The sequence below is a fragment of the Streptomyces sp. NPDC029674 genome (assembly GCF_044903205.1).
Classification (GTDB): domain Bacteria; phylum Actinomycetota; class Actinomycetes; order Streptomycetales; family Streptomycetaceae; genus Streptomyces.
On sequence record NZ_JBJDPY010000006.1, the window covers coordinates 438093 to 455895 of the forward strand.

Below are 17803 nucleotides of genomic sequence, written 5' to 3' on the forward strand. Positions count from 1 at the left end.
TCCGTTCCGAAATGGGCCCGAGCAGGACGAGCCTCTCCAGTGAAGCATGAGAGGGCTCGTCCCCGGCAAGGGGGTCAGACCCGCATCGCCTGCGGGGTCTCCCGCAGCATCGGGTCGGGTCCCTCGTACTCGCGGATCGCCTCGTAGCGCGTGTTCCGCTCGACCGGGCGGAAGCCTGCCTCGCGGATCAGGTCGAGGAGGTCCTCGCGGGTCAGCTTGTTCGGCGTACCGAAGTTGTCCGCGTCGTGCGTGATCTTGTACTCGACGACCGAGCCGTCCATGTCGTCGGCGCCGTGCTGCAGCGCGAGCTGCGTGGTCTGGAGGCCGTGCATGACCCAGAAGACCTTGACGTGCGGCACGTTGTCGAAGAGGAGCCGGGAGACCGCGAAGGTCTTCAGGGCCTCGGCGCCGGACGCCATGGTGGTGCGCGCCTGGAGGCGGTTCCTGACCTTGCCGTCCTTCATGTCCACGAAGTCGTGCTGGTAGCGCAGCGGGATGAAGACCTGGAAGCCGCCGGTCTCGTCCTGCAGCTCACGCAGGCGCAGGACGTGGTCGACGCGGTGGCGGCGCTCCTCGATGTGGCCGTACAGCATCGTGCACGGGGTCTTCAGACCCTTCTCGTGCGCGAGGCGGTGGATGCGCGACCAGTCCTCCCAGTGGGTGCGGTGGTCGACGATGTGCTGGCGCACCTCCCAGTCGAAGATCTCCGCGCCGCCGCCGGTCAGCGACTCCAGGCCCGCCTCGATCAGCTCGTCCAGGATGTCGGAGGCCGACATGCCGGAGATCGTCTCGAAGTGGTGGATCTCGGTGGCGGTGAAGGCCTTCAGGGAGACGTTCGGGAGCGCCTTCTTGAGCTCGCTCAGCGAACGCGGGTAGTAGCGCCACGGCAGGTTGGGGTGCAGGCCGTTGACGATGTGCAGCTCGGTGAGGTTCTCGCCCTCCATCGCCTTGGCGAGGCGGACGGCCTCCTCGATGCGCATCGTGTACGCGTCCTTCTCGCCCGGCTTCCGCTGGAACGAGCAGTACGCGCAGGACGCGGTGCACACGTTCGTCATGTTGAGGTGACGGTTGACGTTGAAGTGCACGACGTCGCCGTTCTTGCGCGTGCGCACCTCGTGGGCGAGGCCGCCGAGCCAGGCCAGGTCGTCCGACTCGTAGAGCGCGATGCCGTCCTCGCGGGACAGCCGCTCGCCGTCCCGGACCTTCTGCTCCAGCTCGCGCTTGAGACCTGCGTCCATGCCCTCGCCCTTACCTCTCCAGCCACCTACGACAAACTCACGCCAACGGTACGCCCCGGAGCTCACTCCTCTTCCGGCAGCTCCCCGACCCGGTTCTCCCACTTGGTGGAGAGCACGATCGTCGTACGCGTACGGGACACCCCGCGCGTGCCGCTGAGCCTGCGGATCGTCTTCTCCAGGCCGTCCACGTCGCTGGCCCTGACCTTGAGCATGTACGAGTCGTCGCCCGCGATGAACCAGCAGTCCTCGATCTCGTGCAGGTCCTTCAGGCGTCGCGCCACGTCCTCGTGGTCGGCGGCGTCGGAGAGCGAGATGCCGATGAGGGCGATGACGCCGAGGCCGAGCGAGGCGGAGTCGACGGTCGCGCGGTAACCCGTGATGACACCGGCCGCCTCGAGGCGGTTGATCCGGTCCGTGACGCTGGGCCCGGAGAGGCCCACGAGCCGCCCGAGTTCGGCGTACGAGGCCCGGCCGTTCTCCCGCAGGGCCTGGATGAGCTGCCTGTCCACGGCGTCCATAGGTGCGATGCCTTTCATTATTCAGCGATACCGCGAGTCTATGTGCAGAATCTAAGGCGCAACAGGGTCTAAACCCTGCGAATCTCGGAGCGCACCGCCAGGGAGCCGGAGGCGCTACTCCCCCCGGGAGCCGGAACCCAGCTCCCCCTTCCACCGGCGGTACAGGCTGTGCGGCACCCCTGCCGCGTCCAGCGTCCGCCCGGCGACGAAGTCCACCAGGTCCTGGATGTGCGTCGCGCCCGCGTAGAACGCCGGAGAGGCGGGCAGCACGATCGCGCCCGCGTCGTCCAGGCTCACCAGGTGCTTCAGCGTCTGCCCGTTCAGCGGCGTCTCGCGCACGCAGACCACGAGCCGCCGGCCCTCCTTCAGCGTCACGCTCGCCGACCGCTGCAGCAGGTCCTTCGAGAGCCCGAGCGCCACCCCGGCCACGCACGCCGTGGACGCCGGCACGATCAGCATCCCCTTCGTCGCGTACGACCCCGAGGACGGGCCCGCCGCCAGATCACCGGCGGCCCAGTACCGCACGTCGGACACGTCGGGGTCGAACACCCCCGGCTTGCCGTCCGCGCCGCGCGCCAGCCACTGCCGCAGGTCGTCCCGCCAGTGCGCGTCCCGGAACGCGATGCCCGTCTCGTCGAGCAGCGTCAGCCGCGAGGCCCGCGAGACGACGAGGTCGACGCTCTCCCCCGCCGCGAGCAGCGCGCGCAGCACCGCGGCGGCGTACGGGGTCCCGGAGGCCCCCGACACCCCCACGATCCAAGGCCTACGCTGCGTGTCTCCTGGGTTCACGCTGTGCAGCCTATCCGTCGGCGTTTCAGACGGTGAGCCCGCGTACGAGCAGATCCAGCAGCGCGCACGCGAACAGGGCGATCCCGATGAAACCGTTCACCTGGAAGAAGGCGCGGTTGAGGCGGGACAGGTCGTGCGGCTTCACGATCGAGTGCTCGTAGACGAAGGCACCCGCGACCACCGCGAGGCCCAGCCAGAAGAACACGCCCGCGTCCGTGGCCGCGGCGTACCAGACGAAGAGCGCCGTCGTCACCAGGTGACAGCCGCGCGCGCCCCAGATCGCGGCCGGGATGCCGAACCGCGCGGGCACCGACTTCACGCCGACCTCGCGGTCCGTCTCCACGTCCTGGCAGGCGTAGATCAGGTCGAAGCCGCCGATCCAGACGCCGACCGCGAGCCCGAGGATCACCGCCAGGCCCGACCACTCGCCCGTGACCGCGATCCACGCGCCGACCGGGCCCATCGCCTGGGCGAGACCGAGGATGGCCTGCGGGAAGTTGGTGAACCGCTTGCCGTACGGATAGACGACCATCGGGATCACCGCGACGGGCGCGAGCGCCAGACAGAGCGGGTTGAGCAGCGCGGCGGCGCCCAGGAAGATCACGAGCGCGATGAGCGCACCCGTCCACGCGGACTTCACCGACACGGCGCCCGTGACGAGCTCGCGGTGGGCGGTGCGCGGATTGCGGGCGTCGATCTCGCGGTCGATGATCCGGTTCGCCGCCATGGCGAACGTACGCAGACCGACCATGCAGACGGTCACCAGGAGCAGCCGCCCCCAGTGGATGTTCTCGTCCAGCCGGAACATCGCGGTCAGCGCGGCGATGTACGCGAACGGCAGCGCGAACACGGAGTGCTCGATCATGACGAGCCGCAGGAAGGCCTTGGTGCGTCCCGGCTGCGGGAGCGCGGCTGATGCTGAGGTCACGAGAGTCCGTACTCCTTCCAGCGACGGTCGACCTTCTCCGCGACGGCCGGGTCGGACTCGACCATGTTCGGCCAGCCGCCGTCCCGGGTGTAGCCCTCCTCAGGCAGCTTCTTCGTCGCGTCTATGCCTGCCTTGCCGCCCCAGAACTGCTGGTAGGAGGCGTGGTCGAGGTGGTCGACCGGGCCCTCGACGACCGTGAGGTCACGGGCGTAGTCCGTGTTGCCGAGCGCGCGCCAGGACACCTCGTGCAGATCGTGGACGTCACAGTCCTTGTCCACCACGACGATCAGCTTCGTCAGGGACATCATGTGCGCGCCCCAGATGGCGTGCATGACCTTCTGGGCGTGCTTCGGGTACTTCTTGTCGATCGAGACGATCGCGCAGTTGTGGAAGCCGCCCGACTCCGGCAGGTGGTAGTCGACGATGTCCGGGACGATCACCTTGAGGAGCGGCAGGAAGAAGCGCTCCGTCGCGCGGCCGAGGGGGCCGTCCTCCGTCGGCGGGCGGCCGACGACGATGGACTGGAGCAGCGGCCGCTGCCGCATCGTCACGCAGTCGATCTTCAGCGCGGGGAACGGCTCCTGCGGCGTGTAGAAGCCCGTGTGGTCGCCGAAGGGGCCCTCGGGGAGCATCTCGCCCGGCTCCAGCCAGCCCTCGATGACGACCTCGGCGTGCGCGGGCACCTGGAGCGGGACCGTCTTGCAGTCGACCATCTCGACGCGCTTGCCCTGGATGAACCCGGCCAGCATGTACTCATCCATGTCGCCGGGCAGCGGCGCCGTCGACGCGTACGTCACGGCCGGCGGGCAGCCGAACGCGATCGCGACCGGCAGCTTCTCGCCCCGGCGGGCGGCCACCTGGTAGTGGTTGCGGCTGTCCTTGTGGATCTGCCAGTGCATGCCGATGGTGCGCTTGTCGTGGCGCTGGAGGCGGTACAGACCCAGGTTGCGGACCCCGGTGTCCGGGTCCTTGGTGTGGGTCAGGCCCAGGTTGAAGAAGGAGCCGCCGTCCTCGGGCCAGGTGAAGAGCGCGGGCAGCTGCTCCAGGTCGACGTCGTCGCCGGTGAGCACGACCTCCTGGACAGGAGCATCCTTCACCTTCTTCGGCGGTACGTGCGTCATCGCGCCGAGCTTCCCGAACGCCTCGCGCACCCCGACGAAGCCGTGCGGCAGCTCCGGCTTGAGCAGGCCGCCGATCTTGTCGCTGATCTCGCCGTACGACTTCAGGCCCAGCGCCTTCAGGAGGCGGCGGTCCGTCCCGTACACGTTCATCGCCAGCGGCATCGCGGAGCCCTTGACGTTCTCGAAGAGGAGCGCGGGCCCGCCGGCCTTCTGTACGCGGTCGACGATCTCGCCGACCTCCAGGTACGGGTCGACCTCGGCCTTGATGCGCTTGAGATCGCCCTCGCGGTCCAGTGCCCGGAGCAGGGAGCGAAGATCGTCGTAAGCCATGCGTTCCAGTATCCGGCACCGGTTACCCTGGCCCCGTCACCGGGGGGCTGCACGCCTGCCGCCGTCATCGCTTGGGGGACCCCGCCACCATGCTCAGGTATCTGCCGTTCCTGCTGGTCCTGGCGGTGTGGATCTACGCCTTCATCGATGTCCTGAACACTCCGGAGAAGGAGGTCAGGCATCTGCCCAAGGTGGTGTGGGTCATCATCGTGCTGCTCTTCGGAGAGGTGCTGCTCGGCCCGATCGCCTGGTTCGTCACGGGCAAGGTGCGGCACACCCCCGCCGCCGGCGGCGGACGCGGCCGGACCCGGTGGGTGGCGCCCGACGACAATCCGGAGTTCCTGAAGTCCCTGCGGGACGAGGACCCGGACGAGAAGAAGCGGGACAAGGGCGACGAGGGCTGAGCCGATGGAACTGCGGCTCCTCGTGACCTTCGAGAAGGTCGCCACCGTCCTCAGCTTCACCCGCGCCGCCACCGAGCTGAAGTACGCGCAGTCCAGCGTCACCAGCCAGGTCCGCGCCCTGGAGAGCTCCCTCGGCACCGAGCTCTTCGACCGGCTCGGCAGCCGGATCCGGCTCACCGAGGCGGGCGAGCGGCTGCTGCCCTACGCCCGGCAGCTCATCGACCTCGCCGACGAGGCGCGGGCCGCGGTCGTCGACGCCGAGGAACCGTCCGGCGCGATCGCGGTCGGCACGATGGAGTCGCTGACCTCCTACCGGCTTCCGCCGCTCCTCGAACTCTTCCACCACCGCTATCCGAAGGTGCGGCTCTCGCTGCGCCCCACGCTGGGCGACGAGACCCGGCAGGCGCTGCGGCAGGGGACGTACGACGTGGGGTTCCTGATGGAGCCGGAGACCGCGCACCAGGGGCTGGAGAGCGAGGTCCTCGCCGAGGAGCCGCTGGTCCTGGTCTGCGCCCCGGCCCACCCGCTGGCCGCGCGGGGAGCGGCGGAGCTCACCACGGACGATCTGGCCGCCGCCCAGCTCGTCGGCACCGAACCCGGCTGCCCCTACCGGGACCTCTTCGAGGCGGAGCTGCGGGAGCGGACCGGCGCGCCCCCGCCGTTCATGGAGTTCGGCACCATCGAGGCGACGAAGCAGGGTGTGGCGGGCGGGCTCGGAGTGGCGCTGCTGCCCGCCGTCGCGGTGGCGCGGGAGCTGGCGGAGGGCACGCTCGTACGGCTGCCGTGGGAGCCGCCGTTCACACTGTGGACGCAGCTCGCGTGGCGGTCGGGGAAGCGTCTTCCGCCGCGGGTGCGGCTGTTCGTGGAGCAGGCCGTGCGGCTCGTGCGGGAGCAGGGTTCGCCGTCCGGGCCAGCGTGACCTTGAGGCTGGCGAGGACGATCAGCGGGACGCCGAGCGCCTGGACGAGCCCGATGTGGTGGCCGTAGACGGCCCAGTCGGCGACCATCGCGACCGCCGGGTAGGTGAAGGCGAGCACGGCGATCTTGGCGGTGGGCAGCTTGGCGTACGCCGCGTACATCAGGACGTACATGAGGCCGGTGTGGATCACGCCGAGCCCGGCGAGCCAGGCCCACCCGGCGCCCGTGCCGCTCATCGCGCCGAAGTCGGTGAAGGGCAGCAACAGCGGGATGCCAACGACGACTTGGACCAGGGCGATGAGGTGCGGGCGCACGCCGGTGACGCGCTTGGTGACGAGGGTGGACAGGGCGTAGAGGACGGCGGCGAGGAGCGCGAGGCCGATGCCGGCGAGCGAGCCCGCGTCACCCGGGCGCACCCCGGACACCAGCACGAGCCCCGCGAACGCGGCGACGAGCCAGCCCAGTTGCGCTCGGGAGAGCCGCTCACGCAGGACGACGGCGCTGAGCAGCACCAGGAAGAACGGCTGCGTGTGGTACACGACGGTGGCCAGCGAGATCGAGGTGGCCTCGTACGCCTTGAAGAGGAACACCCAGTTGAAGACGATGAACACGCCGCCCAGCGCGGCGAGTCCGAGCTTCTTGGGGGTGAGTCCGTGGTTGCGGAAGTAGCCGCGGGCGTAGGCGTACGCGCCGAGGGCTAGGGCGCCGAACAGGACGCGGAAGAAGACGACGTTGAAGGCGGACGCGCCGGACTCGACGACGAAGATGCCGAGAGTGCCGGACAGCATCATGGCGGCGGTGAGCTGGGCCGTGCCCGTGCGCTCGGAAAGCTTGGCTGAGGTCATGCCCATGAAGCTACGAGCGGGCGTATGTGCTGGTCCACGCGCCAGTGGGGCGTCCTCCCGATGGCTCCATCGGCGCTGTCGATGAGGCCTGACCGGGGCCTCACGTGGGCACGATGGGAGGCATGAGCAGCGCATCCCGCATTCCGACGGTCGACCTGCGGCCGTGGCTTTCCGGCGCCCCCGACGCCCGCGCGCGGACGGCGCGGACCGTCGACGAGGCCCTGCGGACCGCCGGGTTCCTCCTCATCACCGGGCACGGCGTCGACCCGGCGCTGCGCGCGGCGATCCGGTCGTCGGCCCGCGGCTTCTTCCACCTGCCGGCCGGGGCGAAGCAGCCGTACGCGGTGAAGGTCGGCGGCCGCGGCTGGCTCGGCCCCGGCGCGGAGGCGAACAGCTACGCGGAGGGGACGGCCGCTCCCCCGGACCTCAAGGAGTCGCTGTCGTTCGCGGCGGACGAGCCGACGGGGAACCCGGCCGTGGACGCCGAGTGGTTCACGCCCAACACCTGGCCGGAGGAGACGCCCGAGCTGCGGGCGCTCGTCCAGACGTACCTGCGGGAGATGCGGTCGCTCTCGGACCGCCTCCTCGAACTCCTCGGCGTGGCCCTCGGCGAGGGCGAGAACTTCTTCACCCGCCACACCGGCCACCCCACCTGGGGCTTCAACATCAACTGGTATCCGGGGCGGGAACGGGTGGGCGAGCCCGAGCCGGGCCAGTTCCGCATCGGCCCGCACACGGACTTCGGCACGGTCACCGTCCTCGACCGGGAGGCGGGCCGGGGCGGCCTCCAGGTCTTCACGGAGGACGGCGGCTGGGAGGACGCGCCGTTCGACCCGGCGGCGCTCACGGTCAACATCGGTGACCTGATGGCGCGTTGGACCGGCGACCGCTGGCAGTCGGGCCGCCACCGCGTCCTGCCCCCGCCCGCCGACCTGCCCGCCGAGGAGCTGATGTCCCTCGTGTACTTCTACGAGTGCGACCCGGGCACGGACGTGAAGGGCATCGACTCGCACGTGTACCTGCGGGGGCAGCTGGACGCGATCACGGTGGAGTGACCGGGCCGCGGCACCCCCGCCCGCGGCCCCGGCACTCGCACGTGCCTAGGGGCGCCGTCCCGCCTTGTCGACGACGACGCGCTCCAGGACGGCGGTGTGGGCGGTCACCGTGCCCTTCTTGAAGCCCGTCGGCAGGTCCTCGACCGCCACCTGCCGCTCGCCGAGGAACTGCTTGGTCTTCTTGTCGAAGATCAGCTCCTGGCGCTGGCCGTCGTTCTCGCGGGTGATGGCCACCCCGTGCCGCCCCACCGCGTCCACCGCGTCCCCGCGCACCTCGACGCCGGGGATCGTCGACGCGGCGAGGTAGAGCGCGGCGGCCTGCTTCGGCGGCATCAGAGCACCGCACATGTCGCCGACCTGGACGAACGCGTTCTGGTCCTTGCTCTCGCCGCCCGTGGCCACCCGGTAGAGCCAGTCCCGCATGTTGACCGGGTCGGTCGGCAGCTTCTGCAGGCTGCGGTAGTGGGAGTTGCCCTCCACGAGGGGCGGGTCCGGCGGCAACCGCTCGTGGTCGAAGCCGTCGACACGGTCGTTGATCACCTCCGTGTGCCTGCCGTCCACCGAGTTCCAGTACTCCCGGACGTGCAGCGGCTGGATGCGGGACTTCTCGTCGCTGCCCGACTCCATGTACCTCTCCTTGGTCCTGATGTACACGAACTGGTCGTCGCGCAGGCCCTTCGGTGCGGGCTGCGCCTTCGCCGCCGCGGCGATCTCCTCCAGCATCCGCACGGTCTCCTTCGACGGCGGCCCCGCCTGCGCCGCCCGGTCGCCGAACGGCGAGGCGACCAGGACGCCCGCCACCACCGTCGCGGCGACCGCTCCCGCGACGAGCGCGGGCCGGAACCAGACCTTGCGGCTGTTCTCGTTCCGCTTCTGCCGGATCTCGGTCAACAGGTGCTCCTTGAGCAGGTGATGACGGCCCGGCGGAAGGTCGCGCTCGGGAAAGTCGTTCATCGGTTTCCCTCCTTGACGGGCCTGACCGCGGTGGTGCGGTCACCTCTTACCTGTCCGCACCTCTTGGCTGGTTCCAGGGCTTTTGCGAGTTTCGCCCGGGCGCGGGAGAGCCGGGAGCGCACCGTCCCGACGGGGATGCCGAGCGCGGCCGCCGTGGAGACGTAGTCGAGCCCCGACCAGACACACAGCGCGAGCACCTCCCTCTCGGCGCGGCGCAGCCGGCCCAGTGCCGTGCGGACGAGGGAGAGCTGTTCCTCGTCGTCGATGCGCCCGGCGAGCTCGTCCGCGAAGTCGGCGACGACCTCGTCCCGGGGCAGCCGCGCCACGGCGGCGGCGTGCCGGCGCGCGGCCCTGCGCGTGTTGCGGGTGACGTTCGTGGCGACGCCGAGCAGCCACGGCCGCAGCGAGCCGCCGTCGACGTCGACCCTGTCCCGCAGCCGCCACGCCTCCAGGAACGTGAGGGACACCGCGTCCTCCGCCGACGACCAGTCGCCCGTCAGCCGGAAGGCGTGGTTGTAGACGGAGCGCGCGTACGCGTCGAAGAGCTCGCCGAAGGCGTCGGCGTCCCCGTCCCTGATGCGGACGCGCAGCGCTCTGTGCCGTGCCTGAAGTTCCCCCTCATTGGTCTCCACGCCTCCTACCTGTCCGTACGGAAGAAGCCGGTTCCCGTGACCTGGATCACGGGAACCGGCTTCTCTCGGAGGCGCGTTGCTCAGACTCCGGCGTACGAGTGCTTGCCGGTGACGAAGATGTTGACTCCGTAGTAGTTGAACAGCCAGCAGCCGAAGGCGATCAGGGCCAGGTAGGCGGCCTTGCGGCCCTTCCAGCCGGCGGTGGCACGGGCGTGCAGGTAGCAGGCGTAGGCGACCCAGGTGATGAAGGACCAGACCTCCTTGGGGTCCCAGCCCCAGTAGCGGCCCCAGGCGTCGCCCGCCCAGATCGCGCCCGCGATGATCGTGAACGTCCACAGCGGGAAGATCGCGGCGTTCAGGCGGTACGAGAACTTGTCGAGCGAGGCCGCCGAGGGCAGCCGCTCCAGGACGGACGTGGCGAACTTGCCGGGCTGTCCGCCGTTCTGGAGCTTCGCCTCGTAGCTGTCGCGGAAGAGGTAGAGCAGGGTGCCGACGCCGCCGACGTAGAAGACCGCGCCGCAGAAGATCGCCGTGGAGACGTGGATCCACAGCCAGTACGAGTGCAGGGCGGGGACCAGCTGGTCGCTGTCGGTGTAGAGGACCGTGACGGCGAGGCCGAGGTCGAGCAGGACCGTCGTGACCAGTGGGAGGCCGAGCCAGGCGATGTTCTTCTTCAGCGCGAGCAGCACCAGGTACACACCGACGGCGACGGTGGAGAAGGTGATGCTGAACTCGTACATGTTGCCCCACGGCGCGCGCTGCACCGACAGGGCGCGGGTGAGGACGCCGCCGAACTCCAGGAGGAACGCGAGCACGGTGAGGGAGACCGCGATGCGGCCGTAGAGGTCGCCCTTCTCGTCACCGGCGGCCGCGCCGGGCCCGTCCGGCACGTCGCGCGTGCCGGCCACGGACCGGGTGACGACCTTCGGCCGCTCCAGGGTGGCGGTGCCGCCGCCCTTGGCCTGGACGGTGACCGCGGGCGCCGCCGTGGCGGACGCGGCGGTCTTGCTCGGGGTGAGCGCCGCGGCGGTGCGGGCGACCTTGCTGCGGCTGCCGAAGAGCCACTCCGCCATGTGCGCGAAGAAGGCCAGGAGGTAGACGGCCATCGCGGAGTAGATCAGCACGTTGCTGATGTGCGCGAGGTTCTCGTTGGGCTCGGCGGCCAGGGTGGTGGCGAGATTCACTTCTCAGCCCCTTCGGCAGGTACGGCATCGGGGTCGGGCGCGGGCGCGGTCGGCGCCTTGTCGTGCAGCTGGGCGGCGAGCTGGGAGAGCTCCTCGGGAACCTTCGCGGACTCGCTGCGGCCGAGGCCCGCCATCTCCACGACGGTGACGCCGTCGGCGTCCCGGACGGCCCGCACCCATACGCGGCGGCGCTGGATGAACAGCGAGCCCGCGAGGCCCGCGACGGCGGCGATCGCGCCGCCCAGCGCCCAGCCGGTGCCGGGCTGCTGCGAGATCTGGAAGGTCGCCCACTCCTTGAGGTTCTTCTCGAAGGTGATCGACCCGGCGCCGTCGGGGAGCTTCATGGTCTCGCCGGGGCGCAGCCGCTGCTTGAACAGCTCGCCGTTCTCGTCCTTGAACTTCTTCATCTTGCGGGTGTCCAGCTGGTACACGTTCTGCGGGACACCGGCGTCGACGCCGAGGCTGCCGTGGTACGCGGACAGCGCGAGCACCGGGTAGTCGGCGGCGGGGAACTGCGAGAACATCTGGCCCTTGCCGACGCCCGCGAAGGTGGGCACGAAGAAGGCGTTGAAGCCGAGCTGGTCGGGCTTGCCGTTCTTGTCGCGGTAGTTGTCCATGACCTTGATGGCGCCGGTCGCGGTGCCGTTCTGGTCGATGGGCAGCAGCGGCACGGACGCCTGGTAGACGACCTTGCCCTTGCCGTCGCGGACGGTGACCGCGGGGGCGAAGCCGTGGCCGATGAGGTAGACCTTCGAGCCGTCGACCTCCAGCGGCTTGTTGACCTCGATCGACTTCTTCTTCTCGGGGCCGTCGGCGCCCTCGCTGTAGGTGACGTCCGCGCGGTAGGTGCGGGCCGTGCCGCGGTTGGGGCCCGACTTCTCGTACGTACCTACGAACCGGTCGAGCTTGAAGCTGAACGGCTCCAGGTTCGAGGAGTCGAAGAGGCTGCCGGACTTGAAGTCGTCGTACTGGCTGAGGGTGTTGGCGAAGCCGTCACCCTCCATGATCAGCTTGCCGCCCTCGGACTTGAAGAGCTGTCCGGCGGCGAACGCGAGCAGCATCACGATCAGCGCGATGTGGAACATGAGGTTGCCGGCCTCGCGCAGATACCCCTTCTCCGCGGCGACCGAGGCGCCCGCGCCGGAGCCCTCGGTGTGCACGCGGAAGCGGCGCTGCTTCAGCATCGCGAGCGCGGCCTCGTGGACCTGCTCGGGCTCGGCCTCGGTGCGCCACGTCGTGTACGCGGGCAGGCGCGTCAGCTTCTTCGGGGCGCCCGGCGGGCGGCTGCGGAGCTGGCCGACGAACTGCCAGCTGCGGGGCACGATGCAGCCGATGAGGGAGACGAACAGCAGGATGTAGATCGCGGAGAACCACACCGAGCTGTAGACGTCGAAGAGCTGCAGCTTTTCGTAGATCGGGGCGAGCGTGGTGTGCCGGTCCATGAAGTCCTGGACCTTGAGCTCGTCGACGTTGTTCTGCGGGATCAGCGAGCCCGGGATCGCGCCGAGCGAGAGCAGCAGGAGCAGGATCAGCGCGACGCGCATCGAGGTCAGCTGCCGCCAGAACCAGCGCAGCCAGCCGATGACGCCGAGCCTGGGGAGGTTGGGTGCCGCCTCTTCCCGGTCCCGGTCGCGTGGAGCGGTGGACATGCTGGCGCCCGCGGCACCGTACTCGCCCTGCTCGTCGGTGGTCCCGGTCGTGCCTTCGGGAGCTTCGGTCTTGCCCATGGATCAGATCCCCACCGTGTAGCTATTGGTCCAGACCTGCATGTCCTGCACGATGCTGTCCCACGCACCGGTGACGAGCAGCAAGCCGGTCGCGATCATCATGACGCCGCCGACGCGCATCACCCAGACGTAGTGCCGCTTCACCCAGCCGAAAGCACCGAGTGTCTTACGGAAGGCCACGGCCGCGAGGATGAACGGAATGCCGAGCCCCAGGGAGTAGGCGACACCGAGGATCGCGCCACGCTCCGCGTTGGCGCTGTCGGCGGAGAGGGCCATGACCGAGGCGAGGGTCGGCCCGATGCACGGCGTCCAGCCCACGGCGAAGAGCGCGCCGACCACCGGCGCGCCGGCCAGCCCGACGGCGGGCCGCTTGTGGAAGCGGAACTCGCGCTGCGTGAACCACGGCATGAGCCCCATGAAGAAGAGGCCCAGCACGATCATCACCACGCCGAGCGTCGTGTTGATGGCGCTCTGGTGCTCCTTGAGCGTGCGGCCGAGGGCACCGAAGAAGACGGTGGCGGAGACGAAGACCACGGTGAAGCCGGCCACGAAGAGACCGGCCCCGGCGGCCATCCGGCCGCGCCGCGCCTCGCCGAGGTCCTGCCCGCCGACCCCGGTGACGTACGACAGGTAGCCGGGCACGAGCGGCAGGACGCACGGCGAGAAGAAGGAGATGAGCCCGCCGAGCAGGGCGACCGGGATAGCGAGGAGCAGGGCCCCGCTCATCACGGTCTGGTTCGTGCCGGTGACGGCCGCGAGCGTCGACATCACTTCTCCGCGAGCACGGGGTCGATCATCTTCCGCAGCTTCTCCTCGCTCAGCGGCTGCTGGGCGCGGGCGGCGATCTTCCCGTCCCGGTCGACGACGAGCGTGGAGGGGATGGCGTTCGGATTGAGCGAACCCTGCGGGAAGCGCAGCATCAGCTTGCCCATCGGGTCGTACAGGCTCGGGTAGGGAACCTTGTGCTGCTTCTCGAACGAGATCGCCGGGCTGCGCTCGGGGTCACGCGTGTTGATCCCGACGAACTCGACGCCCTTCGGCTTGGTCTCCTTGGCGACCTTCACGAAGTTCGGCGCCTCGGCCCGGCACGGAGCGCACCAGGAACCCCAGACGTTTATGACGACGATCTTGCCCTTGTAGGCCTTGGTGATGTCCAGCTTCTCGCCGTCGAGGGTCTCCCCGTCGAGCGAGGGGTTCGCCTTGCGGTCGGCCTTCTTGACGGTGGCGATGCCGTCCGAGCCGGCGACGAAGTTGGTGTTTCCGGAGCCGCCCGACACACCGCCGGAGCTGCAAGCGGACAGAGCCAGCGCAGCAACCGCGGCGCCTGCGGTGAGCAGGGCGGCACGGCCGCGACGGTGACTGCTGCTATCGACGCGGTGTGGGGCACGGCAGGCAACACTCATGTGAAAAGTTTCGCATGTCCATTTCGGGGATCTTCCGCACCCCCTCCACCGAACGAATCGCCCACTTCAGGCGCCGTACAGAGGGCTAGCGGAGGCTCTTCCAGCCACCGGCGGGCCGCTGGCCGACCTCCAGGCCCTGCAGCTTGGCGAGCACCTTCGGGTCCTGCACGTCGAGCCAGTCGACGAACTGGCGGAAGGAGACGAGGCGCACGTCCTTCTTGCCCGCGATGTGCTTCAGGGCCTCCTCGACGGCATCCATGTAGATGCCGCCGTTCCACTCCTCGAAGTGGTTGCCGATGAAGAACGGCGCGCGGTTGGACTCGTAGGCCCGCTTGAAGCCGGCTATGTAGGCCTCGGTGGCCTGCTTGCGCCAGCCCGGGTAGTTGTGCGGGGGCGCCTTCGTCGAGTTCTGCGACTGGTTGGCGAGGATGTTGTAGTCCATCGACAGGACCTCGAAGGAGTGCCCCGGGAAGGGCATGGCCTGCAGCGGCAGGTCCCAGACGCCCAGCTTCTTCTGCGGCCACTTCTGGCGGCCGCCGGGCGAGGACGCGTCGTAGCGCCAGCCGAGCTTCTTCGCCGTCGGCAGCAGGTTGTCCTGGCCGAGCAGACAGGGCGTGCGGCCGCCGACGAGTTCCTTGTCGTAGTCGAAGGGGAGCGACGGCAGATCGGTCCAGCCGGTGTTCGTACGCCACTTCTTCACAAAGGACTTGGCCTGGTCTATCTCGTCCTGCCATTGCGCGGACGTCCAGTTGGCGACGGAACCCGTGCCCGCGCAGAAGTGCCCATTGAAGTGCGTGCCGATTTCATGGCCCTCGAGCCACGCCTGCCGGACGTACTTCAGGGTGTCCTTGATGTGACCGTCGGTGAGATAACCGATGTCGGATGCGCCGACCGCGTTGTTCGGCGGCCGGTACATGCGCTTCTTCGATTCCGGCAGCAGATAAAGCCCGGAGAGGAAGAACGTCATACGCGCGTCGTGGTCCTCGGCGAGCTTCAGAAAGCGCGGGAACAGACCGTTCCCCACTTCGCCCGCACCGTCCCAGGAGAAGATGACGAACTGCGGGGGCGTCTCGCCCGGCTCCAGTGGAACGGGCTTGCCCGGCTGACGAGGCTGCTTACCGGTGTAGGCGGTCGACCCGTCACCGATCGGCTTGGCCGGGTGCTTCTCGGCGCCTGCGCCTTCCCCGGCCTTTCCCGCGGGCTTCGACGAATCGCCGTCGCCCCCGGAGCCGCACGCCGCGAGCCCGAAAGCGGCGGCCGTGCCCGCTCCCAGTCCGAGCATTCCCCTGCGGCTGATGTCGCGCATTCCATCCCCATTCGTCGCGCCCTTGGTCGGGACGACCCGTTAGAGGGCGCGACGAACATCGGGGTTCCGGCAGGATCCACATTATTTGGAGCGTTTTGCCGGAGATGGACCTACAGTCGCTGCGCGATTACGCGCGGTTGATCAAAGGGCCGGTTTATCAGGCCCCGAATGCCTTGCTGTTGCCCTTATTCCCGCCCTTCACCGGCTTGGCGCCGGCGCGAAGATGTGCGGGCACGAGATCCCGGGCCGGTTCGCTGTAACCCACCGAGACGATCTTGTCGCCGCGGTACGTGAACGTCGTCAGCGACGCCAGCGTGCACTGCCGCTTGCGCGGGTCGTGCCACAGCCGCCGCTTCTCCACGAAGCTGCGCACGATCCAGATCGGCAGCTGGTGGCTGACGCACACCGCCTCGTGCCCGCGGGCCGCGTCCTTCGCCGCGTCCAGGGCGCCCATCATCCGTACGACCTGCTCGACGTACGGCTCGCCCCAGGACGGCTTGAAGGGGTTGACGAGGTGCTTCCAGTTCTCCGGGTTCTTCAGCGCGCCGTCGCCCACCCCGAAGGTCTTGCCCTCGAAGACGTTGGCCGCCTCGATGAGGCGGGCGTCGGTGGCCAGGTCCAGGCCGTGCGCCTTGGCGATCGGCGTGGCCGTCTCCTGGGCGCGGTCGAGCGGCGACGCCACGACGTGCGTCACGTCACGGTGGGCGAGGTGCTCGGCGACCCGGTCGGCCATCTGCCGGCCGAGCTCGGACAGGTGGTAGTCGGGCAGCCGCCCGTACAGGATCCCGTCCGGGTTGTGCACCTCGCCGTGGCGCATCACGTGGACGACGGTCAGCTCGTCGTCCGCCGGGGTGCCGCTCATGCCGTGGCCTCCGTCGCTTCCGCGGCCGCGCGCGCGGCGGCGGGCAGGGCGGCAGCGATGCGCTCGACCGCACGCTCGTCGTGAGCGGTCGACACGAACCACGACTCGAAGGCCGACGGCGGCAGGTACACGCCCTGCGACAGCATCGAGTGGAAGAACGCGGTGAAGCGGAAGGACTCCTGTCCCTTCGCGTCCTCGTAGTTCCGCACCTCGCGGTCGGCGAAGAACACGGAGAACATGTTCGACGCGTTCTGCACCCGGTGCGCGACACCCTCCTTGGAGAGCGCCTCGGTGACCAGACCGCGCAGCTGCTCGGACACGGCATTGACCTTGTCGTACGCCGCGTCGTCCAGGAGCCGCAGCTGCGCGAGGCCCGCCGCCGTCGCGACCGGGTTACCGGACAGCGTGCCCGCCTGGTAGACGGGGCCGGCCGGGGCGAGGTGCGCCATGACATCCGCGCGACCGCCGAAGGCCGCGGCCGGGAAGCCGCCGCCCATGACCTTGCCGAAGGTCATCAGATCGGGCTTCACACCGTCCACGCCGTACCAGCCCGCCTTCGAGGTACGGAAGCCGGTCATCACCTCGTCCGAGATGTACAGCGCGCCGTTCTTGGCACAGGCGGCCTTGAGGCCCTCGTTGAAACCGGGGCGCGGCGGCACCACGCCCATGTTGCCGGGCGACGCCTCGGTGATGACGCACGCGATCTCACCGGGGTGCTTGTGGAAGGCCTCCTGCACCGCCTCGAGGTCGTTGTACGGCACGACGATGGTGTCGCCCGCCTGGGCGCCGGTGACGCCGGGCGTGTCGGGGAGACCGAGGGTCGCCACGCCCGAACCCGCCGAGGCGAGCAGCGCGTCGACATGCCCGTGGTAACACCCGGCGAACTTGATGACCTTGGCGCGGCCGGTGAAACCGCGGGCGAGCCGGATGGCGGACATGGTCGCCTCGGTGCCGCTGGAGACGAGGCGGACCTGCTCGACGGGCTCGATACGGGCGACGATCTCCTCGGCGAGCGCGACCTCGCCCTCACCGGGCGTACCGAAGGAGGTGCCGTGCGACACGGCCTCCTGCACGGCGGCGATCACCTCGGGGTGGGAGTGCCCGAGGATCATCGGACCCCACGAACACACGAGGTCGACGTACTCGCGGCCGTCGGCGTCAGTCAGGTACGGACCGGTACCGGACACCATGAAACGGGGCGTACCACCCACAGCGCGGAACGCGCGCACGGGAGAGTTCACACCGCCGGGCGTCACGGCCGCCGCACGGTCGAAAAGAGTCTGCGAAACTGGGGCGCTATACGGGAAGCTCACACGAGCCATGGTGTCAGAGCGTGCGGACATCCTGCGGACAGGTGTTTCACTCCACGTTTTAGCGGGTGACCGTGGGGGAGGTCACTGACACGATGATCGGGTTGCGTGGCGGGGGCCGCGAGGCCTAGAAAAGACAGGGCCGTGCCGCCCTGGCAAAGCAGTCGGGTGGAGATATGCATCGCGGTGGCGGACTGGGCGAGGGGACCGACGGCCTGGGCCCCCGGCGTGCCCGGCGGGGCAAGCACCGGCGCGAGGCGGAAGCGGAACCGGCGCAGG

17 protein-coding genes and 1 pseudogene are annotated in these 17803 nt (G+C 69.5%); 3 read left to right on the forward strand and 15 right to left on the reverse strand.

What is annotated here, in order from left to right; all coding sequences use genetic code 11:
- Nucleotides 1-74: 74 nt before the first annotated feature.
- From mqnE to ACI2L3_RS17710, 5 genes are all read right to left on the reverse strand, one after another.
- A complete protein-coding gene (mqnE, locus tag ACI2L3_RS17690; RefSeq protein WP_404753247.1) occupies nucleotides 75-1238 on the reverse strand; it encodes an aminofutalosine synthase MqnE in 1164 nt (387 codons plus the stop codon).
- Between the two features lie 62 nt (nucleotides 1239-1300).
- A complete protein-coding gene (locus ACI2L3_RS17695; RefSeq protein WP_030791839.1) occupies nucleotides 1301-1756 on the reverse strand; it encodes an Lrp/AsnC family transcriptional regulator in 456 nt (151 codons plus the stop codon).
- A 114-nt stretch (nucleotides 1757-1870) separates the two neighbouring features.
- Nucleotides 1871-2545 (reverse strand): UbiX family flavin prenyltransferase, encoded by a 675-nt coding sequence (locus ACI2L3_RS17700; RefSeq protein ID WP_404753248.1) that lies wholly within the window; start codon nucleotides 2543-2545, stop codon nucleotides 1871-1873.
- A 25-nt stretch (nucleotides 2546-2570) separates the two neighbouring features.
- A complete protein-coding gene (gene mqnP / locus ACI2L3_RS17705) occupies nucleotides 2571-3473 on the reverse strand; it encodes a menaquinone biosynthesis prenyltransferase MqnP (protein ID WP_404753249.1) in 903 nt (300 codons plus the stop codon).
- Nucleotides 3470-4924 carry a menaquinone biosynthesis decarboxylase gene (locus tag ACI2L3_RS17710; protein ID WP_404753250.1) on the reverse strand — a complete coding sequence of 485 codons (1455 nt, stop codon included), beginning with the start codon at nucleotides 4922-4924 and terminating at the stop codon, nucleotides 3470-3472. Before ACI2L3_RS17710 ends, mqnP begins: the two co-directional genes overlap by 4 nt.
- A gap of 89 nt (nucleotides 4925-5013) precedes the next feature.
- Between ACI2L3_RS17710 and ACI2L3_RS17715 the strand changes: the two genes are divergently transcribed.
- Both ACI2L3_RS17715 and ACI2L3_RS17720 read left to right on the forward strand, forming a co-directional pair.
- Entirely contained in the window at nucleotides 5014-5328 is a 315-nt protein-coding gene (locus ACI2L3_RS17715) for a PLD nuclease N-terminal domain-containing protein (RefSeq protein ID WP_404753251.1), read from the forward strand.
- A 4-nt stretch (nucleotides 5329-5332) separates the two neighbouring features.
- A pseudogene (locus ACI2L3_RS17720) lies at nucleotides 5333-6223 on the forward strand (LysR family transcriptional regulator); the annotation flags it as partial.
- On the opposite strand, the gene ACI2L3_RS17725 reads toward ACI2L3_RS17720, so the two are convergent.
- On the reverse strand, nucleotides 6126-7091 hold the full coding sequence (locus ACI2L3_RS17725) for a DMT family transporter (protein ID WP_404753252.1): 966 nt from the start codon (nucleotides 7089-7091) through the stop codon (nucleotides 6126-6128). The pseudogene ACI2L3_RS17720 and the gene ACI2L3_RS17725 sit on opposite strands and share 98 nt — an antisense overlap.
- A gap of 122 nt (nucleotides 7092-7213) precedes the next feature.
- Here ACI2L3_RS17725 and ACI2L3_RS17730 point away from each other — a divergent pair, with 122 nt between their 5' ends.
- Nucleotides 7214-8146, forward strand: coding sequence for an isopenicillin N synthase family dioxygenase (locus ACI2L3_RS17730; protein ID WP_404753253.1), 933 nt, complete (start codon nucleotides 7214-7216; stop codon nucleotides 8144-8146).
- Between the two features lie 45 nt (nucleotides 8147-8191).
- On the opposite strand, the gene ACI2L3_RS17735 is transcribed toward ACI2L3_RS17730, so the two are convergent.
- From ACI2L3_RS17735 to hemL, 9 genes are all read right to left on the reverse strand, one after another.
- Nucleotides 8192-9100 carry a CU044_5270 family protein gene (locus ACI2L3_RS17735; RefSeq protein WP_404753254.1) on the reverse strand — a complete coding sequence of 303 codons (909 nt, stop codon included), beginning with the start codon at nucleotides 9098-9100 and terminating at the stop codon, nucleotides 8192-8194.
- Entirely contained in the window at nucleotides 9097-9732 is a 636-nt protein-coding gene (locus ACI2L3_RS17740) for an RNA polymerase sigma factor (RefSeq protein ID WP_404753255.1), read from the reverse strand. Before ACI2L3_RS17740 ends, ACI2L3_RS17735 begins: the two co-directional genes overlap by 4 nt.
- Nucleotides 9733-9812: 80 nt before the next feature.
- Nucleotides 9813-10916, reverse strand: a complete 1104-nt coding sequence (gene ccsB / locus ACI2L3_RS17745) for a c-type cytochrome biogenesis protein CcsB (RefSeq protein WP_404753256.1) — start codon at nucleotides 10914-10916, stop codon at nucleotides 9813-9815.
- Nucleotides 10913-12643, reverse strand: coding sequence for a cytochrome c biogenesis protein ResB (locus ACI2L3_RS17750; protein WP_404753257.1), 1731 nt, complete (start codon nucleotides 12641-12643; stop codon nucleotides 10913-10915). Before ACI2L3_RS17750 ends, ccsB begins: the two co-directional genes overlap by 4 nt.
- 3 nt (nucleotides 12644-12646) lie before the next feature.
- A complete protein-coding gene (locus ACI2L3_RS17755) occupies nucleotides 12647-13411 on the reverse strand; it encodes a cytochrome c biogenesis CcdA family protein (RefSeq protein ID WP_404753258.1) in 765 nt (254 codons plus the stop codon).
- The gene (locus ACI2L3_RS17760; protein ID WP_404753259.1) at nucleotides 13411-14046 is read right to left on the reverse strand and encodes a TlpA family protein disulfide reductase; all 636 of its coding nucleotides are present in this window, start codon (nucleotides 14044-14046) and stop codon (nucleotides 13411-13413) included. Before ACI2L3_RS17760 ends, ACI2L3_RS17755 begins: the two co-directional genes overlap by 1 nt.
- A gap of 85 nt (nucleotides 14047-14131) precedes the next feature.
- Entirely contained in the window at nucleotides 14132-15352 is a 1221-nt protein-coding gene (locus ACI2L3_RS17765) for a hypothetical protein (protein ID WP_404753260.1), read from the reverse strand.
- A 157-nt stretch (nucleotides 15353-15509) separates the two neighbouring features.
- Entirely contained in the window at nucleotides 15510-16214 is a 705-nt protein-coding gene (locus ACI2L3_RS17770; RefSeq protein ID WP_404753261.1) for a histidine phosphatase family protein, read from the reverse strand.
- The gene (gene hemL / locus ACI2L3_RS17775; protein WP_404753262.1) at nucleotides 16211-17536 is read right to left on the reverse strand and encodes a glutamate-1-semialdehyde 2,1-aminomutase; all 1326 of its coding nucleotides are present in this window, start codon (nucleotides 17534-17536) and stop codon (nucleotides 16211-16213) included. Before hemL ends, ACI2L3_RS17770 begins: the two co-directional genes overlap by 4 nt.
- Nucleotides 17537-17803: the final 267 nt, after the last annotated feature.

What these genes read in the sequence shown, in the direction of transcription:
- ACI2L3_RS17695 (WP_030791839.1), bottom strand. Translation starts at nt 1,756, where the DNA reads ATGGACGCCGTGGACAGGCAGCTCATCCAGGCCCTGCGGGAGAACGGC.
- ACI2L3_RS17765 (WP_404753260.1), bottom strand. Translation starts at nt 15,352, where the DNA reads ATGCGCGACATCAGCCGCAGGGGAATGCTCGGACTGGGAGCGGGCACG.
- ACI2L3_RS17715 (WP_404753251.1), top strand. Translation starts at nt 5,014, where the DNA reads ATGCTCAGGTATCTGCCGTTCCTGCTGGTCCTGGCGGTGTGGATCTAC.
- ACI2L3_RS17710 (WP_404753250.1), bottom strand. Translation starts at nt 4,924, where the DNA reads ATGGCTTACGACGATCTTCGCTCCCTGCTCCGGGCACTGGACCGCGAG.
- ACI2L3_RS17730 (WP_404753253.1), top strand. Translation starts at nt 7,214, where the DNA reads ATGAGCAGCGCATCCCGCATTCCGACGGTCGACCTGCGGCCGTGGCTT.
- ACI2L3_RS17755 (WP_404753258.1), bottom strand. Translation starts at nt 13,411, where the DNA reads ATGTCGACGCTCGCGGCCGTCACCGGCACGAACCAGACCGTGATGAGC.
- ACI2L3_RS17735 (WP_404753254.1), bottom strand. Translation starts at nt 9,100, where the DNA reads ATGAACGACTTTCCCGAGCGCGACCTTCCGCCGGGCCGTCATCACCTG.
- ACI2L3_RS17725 (WP_404753252.1), bottom strand. Translation starts at nt 7,091, where the DNA reads ATGACCTCAGCCAAGCTTTCCGAGCGCACGGGCACGGCCCAGCTCACC.
- ACI2L3_RS17750 (WP_404753257.1), bottom strand. Translation starts at nt 12,643, where the DNA reads ATGGGCAAGACCGAAGCTCCCGAAGGCACGACCGGGACCACCGACGAG.
- hemL (WP_404753262.1), bottom strand. Translation starts at nt 17,536, where the DNA reads ATGGCTCGTGTGAGCTTCCCGTATAGCGCCCCAGTTTCGCAGACTCTT.
- ACI2L3_RS17760 (WP_404753259.1), bottom strand. Translation starts at nt 14,046, where the DNA reads ATGAGTGTTGCCTGCCGTGCCCCACACCGCGTCGATAGCAGCAGTCAC.
- ACI2L3_RS17770 (WP_404753261.1), bottom strand. Translation starts at nt 16,214, where the DNA reads ATGAGCGGCACCCCGGCGGACGACGAGCTGACCGTCGTCCACGTGATG.
- mqnE (WP_404753247.1), bottom strand. Translation starts at nt 1,238, where the DNA reads ATGGACGCAGGTCTCAAGCGCGAGCTGGAGCAGAAGGTCCGGGACGGC.